17 protein-coding genes and 2 pseudogenes are annotated in these 17773 nt (G+C 61.5%); 6 read left to right on the forward strand and 13 right to left on the reverse strand.

Going from position 1 to position 17773, the window contains the following annotated elements; all coding sequences use genetic code 11:
• Positions 1-584 precede the first annotated feature (584 nt).
• Entirely contained in the window at positions 585-884 is a 300-nt protein-coding gene (locus AC57BR_RS08910) for a DUF4193 domain-containing protein (RefSeq protein WP_408978212.1), read from the reverse strand.
• 226 nt (positions 885-1110) lie between these two features.
• Between AC57BR_RS08910 and AC57BR_RS08915 the strand changes: the two are divergent.
• Positions 1111-1296 (forward strand): annotated as a pseudogene (locus AC57BR_RS08915) (helix-turn-helix domain-containing protein); the annotation flags it as partial.
• 79 nt (positions 1297-1375) lie between these two features.
• Here AC57BR_RS08915 and AC57BR_RS08920 read toward each other — a convergent pair.
• The 7 genes and pseudogenes from AC57BR_RS08920 to AC57BR_RS08950 all read right to left on the reverse strand — a co-directional run bounded on the left by AC57BR_RS08920 (position 1376) and on the right by AC57BR_RS08950 (position 7153).
• Positions 1376-2377 (reverse strand): shikimate dehydrogenase family protein, encoded by a 1002-nt coding sequence (locus tag AC57BR_RS08920; protein ID WP_496359639.1) that lies wholly within the window; start codon positions 2375-2377, stop codon positions 1376-1378.
• Between the two features lie 20 nt (positions 2378-2397).
• Positions 2398-2547, reverse strand: a pseudogene (locus AC57BR_RS08925) (SDR family NAD(P)-dependent oxidoreductase); the annotation flags it as partial.
• Positions 2548-2706: 159 nt separating this feature from the next.
• Positions 2707-3705: a Gfo/Idh/MocA family protein gene (locus AC57BR_RS08930; RefSeq protein WP_496359641.1), complete on the reverse strand. Its 999-nt coding sequence runs from the start codon at positions 3703-3705 to the stop codon at positions 2707-2709.
• Positions 3702-4607 carry a sugar phosphate isomerase/epimerase family protein gene (locus tag AC57BR_RS08935; RefSeq protein WP_496359643.1) on the reverse strand — a complete coding sequence of 302 codons (906 nt, stop codon included), beginning with the start codon at positions 4605-4607 and terminating at the stop codon, positions 3702-3704. The genes AC57BR_RS08930 and AC57BR_RS08935 overlap by 4 nt, the downstream gene beginning before the upstream one ends.
• Positions 4604-5188 (reverse strand): VOC family protein, encoded by a 585-nt coding sequence (locus AC57BR_RS08940; protein ID WP_496359645.1) that lies wholly within the window; start codon positions 5186-5188, stop codon positions 4604-4606. Before AC57BR_RS08940 ends, AC57BR_RS08935 begins: the two co-directional genes overlap by 4 nt.
• Positions 5185-6180, reverse strand: coding sequence for a LacI family DNA-binding transcriptional regulator (locus tag AC57BR_RS08945; protein WP_496359647.1), 996 nt, complete (start codon positions 6178-6180; stop codon positions 5185-5187). The genes AC57BR_RS08940 and AC57BR_RS08945 overlap by 4 nt, the downstream gene beginning before the upstream one ends.
• Complete coding sequence (locus AC57BR_RS08950) at positions 6173-7153, reverse strand: Gfo/Idh/MocA family protein (RefSeq protein WP_496359649.1); 981 nt, start codon at positions 7151-7153, stop codon at positions 6173-6175. The genes AC57BR_RS08945 and AC57BR_RS08950 overlap by 8 nt, the downstream gene beginning before the upstream one ends.
• A gap of 172 nt (positions 7154-7325) precedes the next feature.
• Between AC57BR_RS08950 and AC57BR_RS08955 the strand changes: the two genes are divergently transcribed.
• The 4 genes from AC57BR_RS08955 to AC57BR_RS08970 all read left to right on the forward strand — a co-directional run bounded on the left by AC57BR_RS08955 (position 7326) and on the right by AC57BR_RS08970 (position 11169).
• The gene (locus AC57BR_RS08955) at positions 7326-7973 is read left to right on the forward strand and encodes a bifunctional 4-hydroxy-2-oxoglutarate aldolase/2-dehydro-3-deoxy-phosphogluconate aldolase (RefSeq protein ID WP_496359651.1); all 648 of its coding nucleotides are present in this window, start codon (positions 7326-7328) and stop codon (positions 7971-7973) included.
• A complete protein-coding gene (locus AC57BR_RS08960) occupies positions 7970-8518 on the forward strand; it encodes a P-loop nucleotide/nucleoside kinase family protein (protein ID WP_496359653.1) in 549 nt (182 codons plus the stop codon). Before AC57BR_RS08955 ends, AC57BR_RS08960 begins: the two co-directional genes overlap by 4 nt.
• A 357-nt stretch (positions 8519-8875) precedes the next feature.
• Positions 8876-10288, forward strand: coding sequence for an MFS transporter (locus AC57BR_RS08965; protein WP_496359655.1), 1413 nt, complete (start codon positions 8876-8878; stop codon positions 10286-10288).
• 728 nt (positions 10289-11016) lie between these two features.
• Positions 11017-11169, forward strand: coding sequence for a hypothetical protein (locus AC57BR_RS08970; RefSeq protein WP_496359657.1), 153 nt, complete (start codon positions 11017-11019; stop codon positions 11167-11169).
• 593 nt (positions 11170-11762) lie between these two features.
• Here AC57BR_RS08970 and AC57BR_RS08975 read toward each other — a convergent pair.
• The 3 genes from AC57BR_RS08975 to AC57BR_RS08985 all read right to left on the reverse strand — a co-directional run bounded on the left by AC57BR_RS08975 (position 11763) and on the right by AC57BR_RS08985 (position 15669).
• Positions 11763-13223 carry an MFS transporter gene (locus AC57BR_RS08975; protein ID WP_496359659.1) on the reverse strand — a complete coding sequence of 487 codons (1461 nt, stop codon included), beginning with the start codon at positions 13221-13223 and terminating at the stop codon, positions 11763-11765.
• A gap of 395 nt (positions 13224-13618) precedes the next feature.
• Positions 13619-13831: a hypothetical protein gene (locus tag AC57BR_RS08980; protein ID WP_496359661.1), complete on the reverse strand. Its 213-nt coding sequence runs from the start codon at positions 13829-13831 to the stop codon at positions 13619-13621.
• Between the two features lie 518 nt (positions 13832-14349).
• Positions 14350-15669 (reverse strand): MFS transporter, encoded by a 1320-nt coding sequence (locus tag AC57BR_RS08985; RefSeq protein ID WP_496359663.1) that lies wholly within the window; start codon positions 15667-15669, stop codon positions 14350-14352.
• Positions 15670-15970: 301 nt separating this feature from the next.
• On the opposite strand from AC57BR_RS08985, the gene AC57BR_RS08990 reads away from it, so the two are divergent.
• Positions 15971-16429: a MerR family transcriptional regulator gene (locus AC57BR_RS08990; protein ID WP_496359665.1), complete on the forward strand. Its 459-nt coding sequence runs from the start codon at positions 15971-15973 to the stop codon at positions 16427-16429.
• Here AC57BR_RS08990 and AC57BR_RS08995 read toward each other — a convergent pair.
• Complete coding sequence (locus AC57BR_RS08995; RefSeq protein WP_496359667.1) at positions 16426-16980, reverse strand: VOC family protein; 555 nt, start codon at positions 16978-16980, stop codon at positions 16426-16428. The genes AC57BR_RS08990 and AC57BR_RS08995 overlap by 4 nt on opposite strands.
• Positions 16981-17002: 22 nt before the next feature.
• Positions 17003-17674, reverse strand: a complete 672-nt coding sequence (locus AC57BR_RS09000) for a GntR family transcriptional regulator (RefSeq protein ID WP_496359669.1) — start codon at positions 17672-17674, stop codon at positions 17003-17005.
• Positions 17675-17773: the final 99 nt, after the last annotated feature.

Genomic DNA, 17773 nt, shown 5'->3' on the forward strand with positions numbered 1-17773 from the left:
TGGGTGATGAGGTGGAAGCCTGCGCTGAACGCGTTCGCTATTACCTTCGCCGGCCGGTTCGAAAGAACCACTCAATAATGAAAACCGGCCGGACTCCACACACCGTTTATCGGACAGTCCCCATGGTCCGGGGCTTTGGGGCCGGCTATCGCTCGATTGTGACGCTGAGGTCCAGATGGATTTCAGCAGTGGCGAGACGATCCTGGAGGAAGCGTGCAAGGCTCGCATCAGTCGCGGTGTGTGCGCCCTTCGGGACGGCACCGCGGAAAACAGCCTGGGTATTCGTGGACCTGAGCACGTCACGGGGTGCCCAGTGCCGGTGTCCGGCGCTCAGTCGTTCAATGTCAGTGCGGAAGGTGCCGCGTTGGTCATTGCGGGCTGACGCGCGCATGGTGAAGGGAATGAAAACTGTGGGCAAAAGGGTCCTTTCGAAGGAGGCAGCCAACAGTCAGCGGGCCCACCAGCAACAAGGCACTGGAAGGCTTCCCTATTCCTTTTTCGCTACAAGAGAGTCGAGCCTCACGTTCGCGGATGCTGTCCCAGTCCCAGACCCGCTCCGGGACAGTCGGCCAATAGCGGGGGCCTCAGCCCTCGCATTCGACACAGTAGGCATGGCCGTCCTTCTCGCGCGCCTTCTGCGAACGGTGGCGGACTAGGAAACACGAGTAACAGGTGAACTCATCATCAGCCTGCGGGATGACCTGCACCACGAGCTCTTCGGCAATGAACTCGCCGCCCGGGGTCAGGCCGTCGAGGGTGTCAACCTCGTCAAGCTCCTGCACCACAGACTTCGCATCCGGCGCTTTGGCGGACTTCAGGGCCTCCAGCGAATTTTCCTGGGACTCCTTAACGTCGGTGCGCAGTTCGTCGTAATCGGTTGCCACAGCGGTGCATCTCTTCTCTGTTGGGGTGGGTTACCGGACCTGCAACGTACAGGACATGGGAAGAATTCCCCAAAAAAGCGGTGTTGCTCCTCCCCTCCCCTATTAATCGGGAAGAGGAAAGGCCTCTGCCAACGCCCGCGCTACGTCGAAGCCGGCCGACTTGGCCGAGAGAGACAAGTTACCCGAATCGCTGTTATCGGCGTAAAAACAACGGGAGTAAAAGTAGCTGCGAGAACTCCCGTCCAACGACGAATGCAGCGTTTCCGCAGGTTGCGAACCGAAAGTTGCAGATCTTGGTTTCGGTCGCCGGAATCTCAGCTTCACCGCGGCCGCCAAGGAGCTGCACATCGCGCAATCCGCCGTCAGCGTTGTTGTGCGAGATCTCGAGACAACGGTCGGCGCACCGCTATTGTGCAGGAACTCATGTGGCCGCTCAGGGATCAAAGGAAGAACCTCACTCACAACCACCTCATCGTCACGAAGGCCTTTCTTCATAAGGGCAGTTGCGCTGTTGTGCGCAGTTCTTCGGCTGTCGCAGTGCCGAATCCGAAGAACTCGAGGTAAGCGGGGATCATCTCGAACAGCATGTCGCTGCCCACCTGAACTGTGCATCCCTTCTGCTTGGCGGCCTGCAGGAATGGGGTCATTCCCGCCTTCAGCACGACGTCCCCGACATAGGAGCCGGGGGTGATCCGGTCGATGTCGACAGGCATGGGGTCACCGTCCCTCATGCCGAGCGGGGTGGCGTTGACGATCAGGTCGTAGCCCTCGGGATCTTTGGACCCCATGGCGATCTGCACGTCAGGGTAGTGCGCGCTGATGCGCTGGGCGAGCGCGTCGGAGGCACCTGTATCGGGGTCGAACAAGCCGATGCCGGCAAGTCCGAGGCCGGCCAGTGAGGCGGCGATCGGCGAGCCCACGCCGCCGTTGCCGACGACCAGGGCCCGCTTGCCGTGAGGGTCGAATCCTTTGCGCAGGGCGCCGCGGACGAAGCCTGCTCCGTCGAACTGCTCGGCCAACAGTGATCCGTCATCTCGCCTGAGGACGGCATTGGTGGCACCGGCGATCTGGGCAGTTGGGCTGACCTCGTCGACGAGGTTCATGGTGACCACCTTGTGCGGCATGGTGACAAGCGCGCCTCGGATGTTGGTTAGCGTGAAGACGGAGCGGAAGAAGTCGGGGTAGTCCTCCGGTTTGATCCCCATGGGGACGACGACTGCATCGATCGCGTGCGTTTCAAACCATGGGTTGCAGATCAGAGACGACTTGAACGTGTGCGTGGGATATCCCAGGTGCGCGATGAGCGTCGTCGTTCCGCTGATCATCGGGTTCGCCCGTTTGCGCGGTGCACTCAGCTCCGTCACTGGAACATCTGTCCAAGAGCAGAGTTGGTCGCCGTGCTCAGCCCAGTACTCGTCCCACTGTGCGAGCTTGACAAGGTCGCGCTCAAGGCCTCGCTTGCGCAGCCTGTCCTGCAAGATTTCGGGAGCCACGCGGACCTGGACGACTTCGATGACAAGAAGCCGGCCAGTTCCTGGCCCTCCTTCGGGCCACGGTCGGCACCTATGACGAGGGCCCCTTCGGCTGTGAGTGCGCTGACGACTGCATCGCCGATTCCGCCACTTGATCCGGTCACCAGAACGACTTGGTCTGCTCGTTTCATCTTTCTAGGTCCTTACTTGAGGTGTTTCCCAAAGGGTGTGCCAGGGCTCCGGGCGCGGCTGCTTCAGTGGGCGTCGCTCCGTGCCCGACCTTCTGCCGCACTGTTGAAGCCTGTTGTCTGCAATCCCCCGGTCCAGGGTGGCGTACGTGCCGGTGCTGACTAGCTGTTGTTCGCGCTGGTGGCGTGGCTTGCCCATTGCCGGCCTTCTTGTTCTTCTGTGGGCAGGCCTGAGGCGGCGAGGATCCGGTCGAGCAGCCGCTGTGTATGGACGGCGTCGCGGCCGGAGGTCAGTGGCTGGGCCCTGTCGGCGACCCGGTCCAGGAAATGGTGGACGGCGGCGGAGAAGCCGAGCGTATCGGTCGCTGTGGCCCAGCCGTAGGCCTCGGCGCTGAGCTCGCGCGAGGTGGTGATTCCCTTGACCGTGGTCGAGACGGTTTCCGGTGCCCTGACTTCCACGGTCTTGCCGTCGCCGTAGGCGTCGAGTTTTTCACTCCAGGCTCCTGCTGTCCGGGCTGCCATGAGCACTCCGGTGTTGCCGGTGCTGAAGCGGATCATGGCTGCGACGCCGTCTTCTTCCCAGGGGTCATCACCGGCAGCGTGTGCGGCCACGTCCACGGGTTCGCCGCCGCAGTACCAGCGGAGCAGGTCGACCATATGGATGGCGTTCTCGAACGTGGCGCGGTATTCCGATCCAGGGCGGTTCTTTTGTGCGACGCAGAAGGTAGCGCCCTTCGTGCCAAACAGCTCACGGCCTGCGGTGTAAACGGGGGCGTAGCGGCGGTTGAAGTCCACCATCAGGATGCGGCCGCGCTCATCGGCGAGGTCCGCGAGACGTTCTGCCTCCTCGGTGGCCGGAGCCAGGGGTTTTTCGCAGAACACGTCGACGTCGCGGCTGAGGCACAGTTGGACCGCGTGGGCGTGTTCGGACCGGGGTGTGAGGACGAAGACGGCGTCCAGGTCCTGCGCATCCAGCATGTCCTCGACCGACTTGTAGGCGGAGCCGAAGCCCCAGCGCCGGACCAGGCTGCCCGGATCCTCACGGCGTGACACCAGGGCGGCCAGCTCAACATCGTCGCGCTGGACGAGTGTGGGCAGCTGGGCAATGGTTGCGATGTTCCCGGCGCCGATGACGCCGACGCGGAGGCGGTTGGTGTTCATCGGGCGTTCCTTACATGGGCGGGATCAGAGAGCATGGCGCGCAGGACGTCGGCTGATTCCCTGAATCCGTCCTCGGGCTTGGGAAGGTCTTGCCGGTGCCAGCGGTATTCAAGTTCGATGCTGAGCACGTCGTCGTAGCCGTGCTGCACCAGCCCGGAGAGAATTTGGGGCCAGGGAACGACGCCGCTTCCTACGACGCGGGACCGTACGGCCCGCTCGGAAGCGTTAACCCGGGCTGTTTCGGTTGCGCGGAAGGCGGCGTTGGGATCGGTGAAGACAAGGTCCTTCACGTGTACGTGGCCGATCAGGTCGCCTTGGACAGCGAGGGCCTGTTCGAACTTTTCGTCATGGGTGAAGGTCAGGTTCGCCTGATCGTATAGAACGCGGATGGCCGGGTGCGCGACTTCGCGGACCAGGGCTGCAGTTTCGGCCGCGGACTGGGTCATGGTGCCGAAGTGGTTCTCAACGCACAGCCGCACACCTGCCTGTTCAGCTTCAGGGGCAAGGGTTTGCAGTGCATCCACGAGCTTTGCCCACCGGCGGGCATGGTCGGAGTCCCCGGCATGCCAGGACCCGGCGTAGACACGGACCCGGTCAGCCCCGACCATATGCGCGGTTTCAATGGCACCCCGGAATTCATCGACCGCGCCGCGCCACTCCACGTCATCGAGGGAGTTGATGGCTGTCGTGTAGGGCGTAAGGCCTACGATCGGTACGCCTTCGCTGTCGGAAGCGTTCAATGCCTCCATCGCGGCGCGCCGGTCACCCAGAGGCAACCCTGACAGGTAGTCGTCCTGGTAGATGACCTCCGCGGCGTCGAGACCGGCGGCTTTGAAGAGCGCCAGTGCCTGGGGAACCGTGTGGTCCGGGGTTCCGAGTGTGTGACCTGCAAGCCGCATCATTGAGTGTCCTTTCTGGAAGTGTTTGGAGCCGCTGCCCAGTCCGCAGGACCGACCAGCCGGGGTGGGGCTGCGACGCGGGACCGATCGACGATCTCCATCAGCAGCCCCCAGGGGGTAAGGAAGTAGGTCCAGCGGTTGCCGGCTACGCGCGGGCTGTCGCCTGCGACTTCCTTGCGCTCACCCAGCACCCGCACCCCAGGTATTTCCTGGAGCACGGCGATCGCTTCATCGACGTCGTCCACGACGAAGCACAGGTGGTGCCCGCCCGCATCGCAATGCCGCGGCGGGGTTTCGAGCCGCTCAGCGCTGCTCCACTCGAAGAGTTCAATATTGAGGTTCGGGGGCAGTCGCAGCATGGCGAGCGTGAGTTTCGCATCTGCCGGGACGTCGAAGTTTGTGGGCATGAATTCTTCGTCGGGCCCCCGCTCTGAGCGGTACAGTTCCTCGGCCCCGAGCACGTCTACGAAGAACCGGATACCCTCCTCGAGGTTGGGGACGGTCAGGCCGACGTGGTCCGTGTGCTGGAGCCCCGGCAACCGCCGCAGTGTGCCTGCTTCGGCATCGTTCCTTTGCGAGGTCATTTGCGCGGTGCCGTGGTGGAGCTACGGACCAGAAGTTCAGGTTCGAGGACGATGTGGTCCACGGAGCCGTCGATGTTCTGCTTCTCGGCCAGTTCGATGGCGATGTGTCCCATGTCGGCGATGGGCTGCCGGATGGTCGTCAGGGGAGGGTTGAACCGGGCCCCCAAAGCCAGGCCGTCAAAGCCAATGACCGACACGTCCTCCGGTACGCGCACGCCGCTTTTGCCGAGGGCCGAGATGACCGCAAAGGCCACCATGTCGTTGGCCGCGATGATGGCCGTTGGCGGCTTCTCCATCTCGAGGAAATGCTCTGCCCCACGCGTGCCCGCATCCAGATCCGACCCGCTGTCCAGTACCACAGGGGCGCTGCCGCTATCGGCGGACAGCTCCAGGTACGCGTCCATCCGGTCCTGGGCGGTGTGGGTTCCGGCGATGCCGGAAACGTAGCCGATCGAACTGTGCCCCAGTGAATGCAGGTGGTCCAGCGCGAGCATGATTCCGCGGCGGCTGTCGACGGTGACCGTTGGGACCGCATCGTCGCCTTCCACCCGGTCGATCACGACGACTTTGTGGCCGAAGTCGAAGCGTTTCAGGGCTTCGGTGTCGACCTTTGTGGAAGGTGCGACGATACCGAAGGGGGCATACATGGCCTGCATGGCGGTGAAGTATCCGTCGGTCTTGGCAGGGTCCCCATTGGTGACGCAGAGCAGCAGCTGGTAGCCGCGCTCGTCCGCCGCCTGCGTCATCGTCTTGGCAAGTTCTGCAAAGAACGGGTTGGTGATGTCAGGAACGATCAGCGGGATGAAAGTGCTGGTTTTACGTCGAAGCGCCTGGGCCAGTGGACTCATCGTGTAGCCGAGGCCCTCGGCGACACGGAGGATGTGCTCCCGGGTTTCAGTTTTTACCGCTTCCGGGCGGGAGAATGCCCGGGAGACCGTGGACCGGTGGACACCGGCGGCTTTGGCGACGACGTCGATACTCAGATCAGGCATGTTCTCTTCCTCCGTGCTGGTCGTCATAGGCCTGCCAAATGGGGCGCATGACGTTTTCGAGCTGGGCCAGCGTCGGCAAGCCCTTGAATCCATCTTCCAGCGTCTGGGCGACCCGCCGCACGAACGGATCGTAGAGAAGGTCGCTGTCCACGTTGATCGTGGCGGACTCGCTTGTCCCGTCCAACGCGGTGAATGTGGCAGAACCATCGGAGTCAACGGAGGCGTATCCTGCTTCACCGACCGAGGTGTAGCTGCAGTAGCGCTTCAGCGGGGAGCCCGGGAAGGCGTATCCGACCTCCACGATGGCTTCGCGTCCCTCCGGCGTAGTGATGATGAGGCTGGCGTGGTCCTCCACGTCTCCGCCGTGCAACGTTGACGAAAGCCGGGACTGCACACGAACTGTGGTTGCGTTACAGCCCTGCAGGAACAGGTCCACGAAGTGTGGACCAAGGTTAGCCAGGCACCCTCCGCCGGCCTTGGCCGGGTCCAGCATCCACGCATTGCCGTTATCGAGGTAGCGGGAGGGCGGTCCGGCAATAAATGAGGTCCGCTGATACGTCGGCCGGCCGGCTCTGGCGAGCCACCGGTCGGTGGGGCCGTCCCGCTGGATCAGTGGGACGGTGGCGGGCACGCCGGCTGCCTCGGCGGCTTTTCGCACGGCAGTAAGTTCGGCAAGGGACGTTCCCAGCGGCTTTTCCACCACGAACGGAACACCACGCTCGATCAGGGCATGACACTTCTCCGCCATCCCGCTATGAGGTCCAAATACGTAGGCGAGCCCAATATCGGGAAGGTCAACCAGCTTGCGCCAGTCAACTTCCACCGGCGCTTCCCAGACATCGGCAAGCCCTTTGACTAGGGATACGTCGTCGTCACTGACGCCAACGACGTTGTGCACTTCAGCGATGGCGTTTGCGTAGAGCGGAGTGTGCCAGTGTGAAGCACCAAGAATGATTGTGCGTGTTTTGCTCACCCTGCCAGCTCCTTTGCTAAGTATTGGGTCTTGCTCTCAACGCCTTTATGAGATCGGTTGCTGAGATCGGTTGCAATAACAGTATGGATGGTGGGAAAGTTTGTCAACGACACTTCAACGGTGGCCCAGGCAACTTTGAGCATCAACACGCCTGGGCCCAAGAAAGGCCACCATGTACAAGAAACTCCGCACCCTGCAGACCATCGACGAATCCGGCGCCGTCCTGATCGTCCGCCTCGAGAACGCCGACGTGGCAGAACGCGTTGCCGAAGCCGCCATTGCAGGAGGCTTCCGCGCCCTTGAAATCACGCTTTCCGTCCCGGGTGCCGTCGAGGTAATCCGCCGGCTCGCCGCCAAGCATGGGGCCAATGGAGTCGCGATCGGCGCCGGAACGGTGCTGGACGAGCACTCAGCCTATGAGTGCATCCGCGCCGGGGCCGAATTTTTGGTCAGTCCCCAGCTGAACCCGGCAATGATCCGGACAGCAAACCGTTACCAGATACCCACCATTAGCGGGGCCTACACACCCACCGAGCTTGTTAACTCCGCCGAGGCGGGTGCTGACATCCTCAAGCTCTTCCCCACTGAGGCCGGCGGAATCCCCTACGCCAAGTCCGTACTCGCCCCGCTCGCGCATCTGCCGATCATGCCGGCAGGCGGCGTAACCGTGCAGAACGTGGGTGAATGGTTTGCAGCGGGCGTAACAGGTGTCGGCGTCGGCAGCTACGTGACAAAAGCATGGCAGCCGGACGGCGACTTTAGCCGCGTCACCAAAGCCGCCGAGGAGTTCCTCTCAGCAGTGGCAGAGGCCCGCCGATGACGGTCCCCAGCGTCCATATTGTTATTGGCCCGGCCGGGTCCGGTAAAACGACGGTCGCGCAGAAAACAGCAAAAGAACATAACGCGGCATACCTGGACAAGGACCGCGTATGCGGACGCTTCGTCGAGTTCGCGCTGAAGGCAACTGGACACAACCCCACCGACCGGGAATCCAACGACTACTATCGCGACAACCTGCTACCCCTCGAGTACGAGACACTCATGGACGTCGCCGGGGCAAACCTTCGCCTGGGTCGGTCCGTCGTGCTCGATGCCCCTTTCGGAGCCTACTTCGACGATCCGGATTTTCTGACGCGCGCGGCAGAAAAGTTTCATTGGCCACCTTCTGAAACCACGGTGGTGCGGGTGAGGGTCCCCCAGGACCTTCTGCGGGACCGGATCACCCGCCGCGGCCTGGAACGGGACCAGTGGAAACTTTCCCATTGGGATGAGTACTGGTCCGTCTACGGGAGTTTGGAATGCGCGTGGTCAGGCGTGCAGTACCTGGACTTCAACAACGAGACACCCCTTCCGGCAGAGGAGTGATAGCTCAACCCTGAGAGCCCTCATTTCGGTCAGTTCCACGCGGGCCGCTCTTGCAGCCCCAGCATGAATGGGCCATGCAATCCCTAAACGGGGCGAGGCAGCACGTCTGCCTCCAGTGCACAAAGCGTTTCACCCTCCCCCGGAATCGGAAATGCCAGAACCTGCGACCCGGCTCACAAAAAGACGTTGACAAGTCTCTTTTGCCGACCTTAGTGTTGTTGCAACCGATCTCTGCAACCGATCTCAGCAACCGATCTCAGCAATCGTCTTATTCGTTCCGGTGAAAAGCCGGAGGACCGATTGCCTCCGGTTCAATCCGTAACCCCTCCTCAGCAACGTGAAAGTATGGAGAGTTCAATGAAGACCTCAAAAGATGCGCTCGACAGCTCGGGCCTTCCGGAAGTGCCCGAGCCGCCCCGGCGCTCCGTCAACATGGTGGCAGGCACGATCGGCCACTTTGTTGAGTGGTACGACTGGTACATCTACGGGCTGCTGGCAGCGGTGTTCGCGGGACAGATATTCCCAAGCGAGAACCCGTTCGCGTCCCTTGTCGCAGCGCTGCTCACCTACGCGGTCGGATTTGTTATACGCCCGCTCAGCGGAATCATCATTTCGCCGCTGGCCGACCGCTACGGCCGCCGGCTCATCCTGACGCTGTCCATCTCCGGGATGGCGCTCGGCTCTCTGATCATCGGCCTCACCCCTTCATTCGCGACGATCGGCTACGCAGCACCTGTTCTCTTCCTGGTTGCACGCATCCTCCAGGGAATCTCGGCCGGCACCGAGCAGCAAAGCGCCATCGCGTTCATGGTCGAACACGCTCCCGCAAACCGGAGGGGCCTGTTCGGCTCGTTCTCCAACATGGCAAGCGGCCTTGCTACCCTTGCAGCGACCGGTTCGGCCGCAATCGTGACATCATCCTTTGCTCCCGCCGAACTCGCAGCCTGGGGTTGGCGCATCCCGTTCCTCATCGGCGGCGTCCTCGGCGTCGCCGGTCTCATCCTGCGGGCCCGCTCGGATGAGACCCCTGAGTTTGAGGCAGCTGCCCTCGTCGATCAAAAGTCCCCCTTGGCGCGTCTGAAGGACCTGCTCCGCGAACACCCGAAGGCTCTGCTCCAGGCAGCGGCACTCTCTGCCCCGGCCGTGGCCTACTACACCTGGGCCACCTTCCTCCCCACCTATGCCAAGCTGACCACCGGCCGGGACCTGTCCTCCACCCTGGCCGGGAGCGTTATCGGGCTGGTCTTGCTCGTGGTCATCGTGCCGGTCTGCGGATACCTTTCCGACCGCCTCGGCCGCCGCAAGATCTTCCCCATCATCGGCGCCATCGGCATGATCGTGCTCTTCTACCCACTGCTTCTGCTGCTGAACCAGCCAGGCTTCTGGGTCTACGTTCTTGTCTCAGCCTCCGGCTGGGTGGTTCTCGGAATCTGGCAGGCGGTCTACCCGACAATCCAGGCAGAGCTGTTCCCGGCCTCAGTCCGGGTAGCAGGCATCGGTTTCGCGCACCAGATCGTGATCGCCGTCTTCGGTGGCACCGCACCACTGATTGCCGCTGCATTCGTCGGCGCCGGACAGCCCATGTTCGTTGCGTACTACATGATCGCCATCGTCACCCTCTCCCTCATCGTCTACTTCACGCTCCCGGAGACTGGATTCAAGGGCCGACGTGCCACCGTCGCACCGGCAGACCCCGAAGTGCTGGAAGGCGAGCACCTGCTCTTCGAGACTCCACACGGCGGGACCCAGACGAACGGTTCCAAGCCGTAGACCTTCCATCTCCTCCGCAACACTGCACATGAGGAAAGCCCTCGACCCGCTCCGGTCGAGGGCTTTCCCCTTCCCGGCCGGGGGCCGGCTCCAAGATGAGGCACACCCCAACCTGACGTCAGGCAGGGAGCTGCCAGCTGTCGGGGTAGGGTTCGTTTCCTTCGTTTCTGACGGCGGCCCTCGAAACTCTTGGACGCCAACATGACTGGGACAGCCCACGCATCGCCACAGAGAGGTCGAGACAGGTTGGCAAGAGAGGCCATGCCGGGCGGACAGGCTATCCGGACGTCTGCACAAGTGGCCCAAAAGGACAGAGCCGCAGCACAGCCTGGCCTATGGGCTCTTCGCCACTAAGGGCGGCTCGGCAACTCTTCATTCCGTCATGCACTCATCCAACAGGCTGGCAATGAACAACTATGAAGGACCAGCCAGACACCAGGACCTCACTTCGGGGACACAGCGGCAAGAAATCCACAGCGTCACGTCGTCGACTCCCGGGGGCGACCATGAACAACTATCAACAGAAAAACCCTCGATCCCAGGAAGAAGGCGGTGAGCATCATGGGCTCCAACGCAGGGCGCCGTTGGCCCGCCGTCGGGCAGTATCAGTCAGCCCGGGCGCGCCCGGCCCAGGAACTTACCACCTGTATCGCGCAAGTCATGCCGCCCTCCCCCGCACCCACCATGAAGAAGAAGAACAGCCACCAACAGCCGTAGGGAGGAACCTGGTGAACACCCAGCGACGCACCAAAGAAACTCGCACCGAATATCTCACAGGTCATGTTGGCCGACCCATGAACGCCCATGAACTGGTAACGAACAACAACCCGTCCATCCAGGAAGGCAAGGAGGCACCCGGCCACAGCACCGGCCACCAATAGAAAAGGCCCCCGAAGGGGCCCACAAGTGAACAAAATGTGCACACTCAGAGGCTAAAAAGCCCCTGAACAGGGAAAACACGTGCCCGAGGTGGGACTCGAAACCAGCCGCTCCCCCCGAAAAACCGCCACTCCCCCGAAAACATCCGCAGTCGGGCCGAGTCCGATGCCGGTACAACCGAATCCGAAGCCCAGGGTGTGGACGCTGTCCACACCCTCTTTTTGGATCATATTGCTGCAGCACCCAGCAGCTGTCACGGCCCCCTGAGGCGTGGAGGATCCTTCTCCACGCCCTACGTCAGTCCGTCTTGCACCCATGTTTCCGGGCTCAGGCGGAATTCGACGAACGACATCGGCTGAGCATTTCGGTGCGGAGCAAACCGAGGGCTGGGATTCAATGAATGCCATGGCGTCGTGGCCTCCTTCGAACATCTCATCGGCGAGACCACGGAAGAGGGCATGACCCCGGACCTCGCCCCACAGGGGCATCGGACAGCCAAGGTGCCCAGCGCGTTCCCAGCCTGACGGAGTCCCCAATATCGGAGGCTCAATAGGACAAGTTCCAAACGCATGTATCCACAGAGCTGAAGACGATCCTAACCATGGGAGGATGCCACACTGGCCCCGGCGGCCCCCTCGGGGATGGTGCTCTCATCGTCTACGGCGGGCATCGCGATAACGGCGGCAGCGGTGAGTACTGCACAGACCAGTACGGCCAGGAATACGGCGGTCGACGCCGACACGATTGTCTGCGGATCGGAAACGCCGCCGGGCGCGCTGGCGTAGATCGCGTTGGCCACTGCCCCGAAAACGGCGACGCCGATGGAGCTGCCGATCGAACGCGCAAAAAGATTGGTGCCGGTGACTACGCCGCGCTCATTCCATTCAACGCTTGACTGGGCGGCAATGAGGCTCGGGGTCGCCACCAGCCCCAGTCCAAGTCCGACGACGAAGCAACCCGTTGCTGCCACCAAAACGTTCGGTGCGGAGGCAGTGAGGGCCAGAAAGGATGCACCGATGACGGTGACCGTGACGCCGATCAGGGCAGTCCTCCGGAACCCGATCCGAAGATAGAGCCGGCCCGCCTGGGACGCACTGATCGGCCAGCCGACGGTCAGTGCCGCCAAGGCGAGCCCGGCGAAAATCGGAGAGGTCCGGAGGGCCCCTTCAAGGAACGTGGGAATGTAGGAGGTGAGACCAAACATGACGGCACCTACGCCGGAAGAGGTCATCGCCGTCGTCGCCAGCAGCCGCCGGGACACAACCCACGGCGGGAGGACCGGCTCCGCTGCCTTCTGCTCGACGAGCATGAAGACGCCGAACAGGAGTGCGCCGACGGCAAAGACGGCAATGCTGACGGAAGAGTTCCAGGCCCACGCCTGGCCACCCTCGAGGGCCCCAAGGATGAGCAGGCTCAGCGAAAGCGTCAGGAGGGCCGCCCCCAAATAGTCGACCCGGCGCTTCGCGCGCTCCACATTCTCGTGGAACGTCCGGATCAGCATCCACCCGGCGAGGAGGCAAAGTGGAATGTTCACCAGGAAGATCCCACGCCAGATGCCCAGCGAGGCGAACACGCCCCCGAGCGTCGGTCCAACGACGGAGGAGACCGCCCACACGCTGGCAAGGTAACCCTGCACCTTCGCCCGCTCCGTCAGCGTATAGATATCGCCGACTATGGTCATCGCAACCGGCAGGACTGCCCCCGCGCCCAGGCCTTGCAGCACACGGAACGCGATGAGCGCCGGCATGCTCCAGGCCACTCCGCAGAGGACCGAACCGAGCAGGAAAAGGCCGATACCGCTGAGGATGATCGGTTTACGGCCGACGACGTCCGAGAGCTTCGCGTAAACCGGCACCGAGACGGCCTGCGCCAACAGATAGCCGGAAAAAAGCCACGGAAAGGAAGTGAACCCGCCAACGTCATCGACGATCGAGGGCACCGCCGTCGCAACGATCGTCGAATCGATCGCCACCAAGCCTGTGGAGAGCATCAGGGCAATGAGGATGGGCCCCCGCCGGGAACGGAACCCGACTCCCTCGGCAGTCGCTGTCGTCACTAAAACTCATTCCTTTTATCATCCACGCGCGCCGTGAGCGCAGAGCCGGTTCCTTAAGGCTGTTGCCTTCGCTGTCTCTTCTGCAGGTCAAGAAAAGCTGGCATCTTGCGACGGCCAAGGGCCAAGCAGCCACGAGGTTGGTTCAGGTCAACAGCGGTTCGCGCATGAGCGCTCTGGCTTTTCATTCGTCGGGGCATCTTCTTGCTGGCCGCCCGCGAATATGTGCTTTTCTCCAGCAGGGTCAGACAGTCACGGATACGTCACTCGATATCTGATTTCCAGGGGCGATAACCCCCGTCCGAGCAATTCAATTTCCTCTTTTGGCTTTTCTGCCGGCTCAGCGTCCATGCCCGACGTGCATTATTTCGGTAGAATGCCGTAATGACCGGTGTCGCCTACCAGTTCACTTTCTCCATGGTCATGCCGTAGGGCACTCTTTCACTCAGGCTGACGGTAAAGGTCTCCGGGCTGCTGCGCGTCACGAGCATGCCCTGCTTCCGCTGTTTCGCGTTTTTGAGCAGTTTGCCGACCGCACTATCGAGCCGGTGTTCCAGCTCGGAGCGTCGGTGGACGGTTAAGGTGATGGAATTCTCCGAGCTGTGATTCATCCGTCGGGATACCTTTCGAAGTGTTGGTGCTCTCCGCGCCGAGCGTGGTGGGTTATGGCAGAACCGGCGGCGGGTTGCCCACAGTTCCTCGTCAATGCCCACAGTTAGGCGCGGCTGCGGTGTCAGTGCGATGGCGTTCTTTGCCAAGCCTTGTTCAGGATTAACAATAAGAGGGGGTTGCGCCGGGCAGGCATAACCATCGACGCCAACGAAGCCGGAAAATGCGCCAAAGTGAGACTCTTGTGTGGAGTTGAGCCAGACGAACCGCTGAACGGCCTGCCCTCATCAGGCGCAAGTACGTGCACAGTGGCGTCGGCAGGCTGGGCACTTACCCCGCGGCAGGCGGCCGCCTGCCGGGTCCTTTCCGCGAACCTGGAAATCCAGGTGGAGCTCCGAACGGCGAAGTCTGTACCGCAAACGGCAATGAGCGTCGTAATGAGCTCGCTCAAGGTGGGTTCCACCGCAGGCCCAACGCGTCAGGAGACATCGGCAATAGACAGAGTTGAGGTTGCTCTCTGTCATTCTGTGAGGTCTCGACCCTTGGTTTCCGTCAGGAAAAATACGCATGCTGCAGTGATAAGCCCGGCGATTATGAGATAGATGGCGACCGACCAGGAAGCCAGCGTTGCTGCGTATAGGCCGGTTGCGATCAGCGGCGAGAATCCACCACCCAGGGTCTGTCCGAGCTGGTAACCCATCGACGCACCGCTGTACCGGAATTTGGTGGCAAAGAGCTCACTGATCAAGGAGGCCAGCGGCCCGTAAATCATGCCACTGAGAGTAAGGGAGACGGCCATCGCCGCCACGATGAGTACCGGGCTCTTGGTATCGACCAAAGCGAACATCGGAAATGCCCAGACCGCGTAAGCAATTCCACCAGTGAGGATGACGGGGCGTCGACCTACCCGGTCGGAGATCGCAGAGCTCACCCAGTCACTGATGCCATAGAAAACATAGCCAATCACCAGGGCAATCAGGCCCACGCCCGCGCCAATCTTGAGGTCTACAGCGGTGTAGCTCAACAGCCACCCCAGTACGACGTAATTGAGGGTGCCGAATCCGAAACTGATTCCCGCGGCCAGGAGTAGCTGCTTGGGGTTGGTCTTAATCACTTCGAGGATGGGCTTGCGGGTGGTTTTTCCCTTTACCTCTGCGTCTTTGTATACCGGGGTCTCTTTGAGACGAAGCCGAATGATGAGGCCAGTCACGACGAGGATAATTGATAGCAGGAACGGGATTCTCCAGCCCCATGCCTCGAAAGTTTCCGGTGGCAAGAGAGTCACGGCGAAAAGTACGACTGTCGAAAGCAGGCCGCCGAGCGCTGATGATGCCGGAATGAATCCTGTGTAGAAGCCCCGCTTTTCCCGGGGGGCCGTCTCACTCACCATCAAAATGGCGCCTCCGTATTCGCCACCGAAGGAAAAGCCCTGCACGAAGCGCAGTATGACGAGGAAAATTGGTGCCCAGATCCCGATGGCAGCGTAGGTCGGAAGAAGCCCGATGGCGGTGGTCGAAATGCCTGCGATGAGCAGCATGGCGACCAGGACGCGCTTTCGACCATGGAGGTCACCAACGTGCCCGGCTACCAGGCTGCCGAGCGGGCGTGCAATAAATCCAACGGCCTGGGTCGTGAACGCGGCAAGCAGGGCGACAGTCGGGTCGAAGCTTGGAAAAAACAGCTTTCCGAAGATTAGCGCGGCCGCCGACGCGTACAGAGCGAAATCGTATTGCTCCATGATGTTGCCTACAGCGCTGCCGGCGATGGTCCGGCGCAACAGCTTCCTCTGCTGCGGCCCGAACTCAGTGGGCGTTGCCGGGGATAGAACGGTGGCAGCCATGTGTTGCTCCGCCGTCGGTTCAGCAGCAGTTATGGCCTGCGACTTCGTTGTCCGCATTGTTCTCCTGAGTGCGTTATGCCAGCGCCAAAGGCGGCTGGGATGCATGATGGCCGCCCGAAGCTTCTCTTCTTTCGCGAATCGGGATCGGTATGCCGACGGTACTTCCGCTCCGGGCTCGCCGTCAAGAAAAACTTTCATAGAAAGAGCGGAACTTTCGCATTTCGAGTGTTTTGATTCGAGGCATATTCCCAGCATTGACATTAGTGTTAACGTCAGGCTGGACCGACGACCGAGGAGCGCCATGCGTATCGGACAATTGGCAGAGCGGTCAGGCGTGCCAGCACGCATGCTGAGGTATTACGAAGAGCAGGGCCCGGTCGTGCCGCGCCGGCTCGATAACGGCTACCGCGTCTATGACGACCATCTCCTGGACCGGGTGCAGAAAATCCGCGGCCTGATTGACGCTGGGATTCCGACAAGGATTATCAGTGACATCCTGCCGTGCTTGGATCAACCGCAAGAGATTGTGGTCGCGGACCCCGATCCAGAACTTCGAGAGCTGCTGGTTCATGAGCGGGAGCGGATGTCGCAGAAGATCGACCTACTCATCCAGAACCGCGACGCGATCACCCGTTACATCGAAGCCTTGGATGACGCCGCCACCCGTTCGCAAGTTCCCCGCAAGCTAGAGGCGGCCGGCTGTGGCGTTGTCCTCGTCCCGTATGTTGACAGAGATTGCGGGAGCGCCAGCTCCCCCTAGGGCATCCAGAGCCGCAGGGGCGTTTGCGATTCGTACTTTTTTCCTTGCGGAAAGGACACGAGTTCGAACTGCATCCCCCATGGCGCCAGGAAATAGACCCAACGCTGGCCCGTGCTGGCTCCTGAGCTCAAGGTCGGTTCCCCAAGCACCTGGATCCCCTGGCCCTTCAGGTAGTCGACTGCTGCATCGAGATCGTCAACGTAAAACGCGAGGTGGTGGCCGCCGATGTCACTGTTGCGTGGCTGTTCCAGCCGTTGATCAGGGGAGAAGTAGTTGAAGACCTCAAAATTCGACCCATTGAAGCAGCGGTAGAAGCGTATCTCCGCCAGTGTCGCCTCCGGGTGGACGTTAAGCTTGGTCCGCATCAGCTCAGGGTCCTGCGGGTAAGGCCCCAGGGAGTAAATATGTTGGCACCCAATGACATTGACGAAGAATTCGTGAGCTTGTTCCATGTCGGGCACGGTGAATCCGATGTGGTCCGTCCCACGCATACCCGGCAGTCCGCGCCGTTCTTTGAGGGCAATGTCTTGCTGTTCGGCGTCCTGGTTCATTTGGTTTCTCCAGCAACTATCTCTAGCGATCGAATATTTCAGGGTGATCAAGCAGGGCCATGCGAGTTTTGCGGACATGCATCGCCAACAGTTCCTCCGCAGAGCGGATGTCACGCCGGCGGATGGCCGCCACAAGGAGCCGATGCTCCAAATGCGTGTCTTCGAGCCCCTCGGGACCGATCAACTGGACGTACGCGCGCCGATAATGCTGGGTGGTGTTCCAGAGCCTTTCGACCATCTCCAGCAAGGTTGGCATGCCCGCGTCCTGAAAACTCAGCAGGTGAAATTCGCGGTCCAGTTCGACGAAGTCCTCCACCACCTGACAGTTCTCCATTTCCCTGGCCAGCTGAGTGAGCCGATCCAAGGTTTCAATGCTGACGCTGCCGATGGCCTGGCTCAGCGCGAGCGGCTCAATCCGTTCACGGATCAGATACGTCTCCTGGCACTCAGCGAGGTTCATGGAACTGACCCAGGCCCCAGAGGAGGCAACCAGTGTGACGAGCCCATGCGATTCAAGAATGCGCAACGCTTCACGGATCGGCAGCCTGCTCACGCCGAACTCTTCCGCTATCTGCTCCTGGCGGATCCTCGTGCCGGGTGCGAGGTCCCCGTCGAGAATCCGTTGACTTAGTTCGTCTGCGATGCGCTGGCTTGCAGCGCCGGATTTCTTTAACAGCACAGCTTCCGTTGCCATGCCTACAGCATACGGACTCACCGTGAATGGATCCATTCGAGGTTAATTGGCGCACTAAACCGGGTTACGCGCCTTGCATTGGATCCAATCGACTGCCTA

The sequence above is a fragment of the Arthrobacter sp. BGA-UO-ETr-C19 genome (assembly GCF_059568005.1).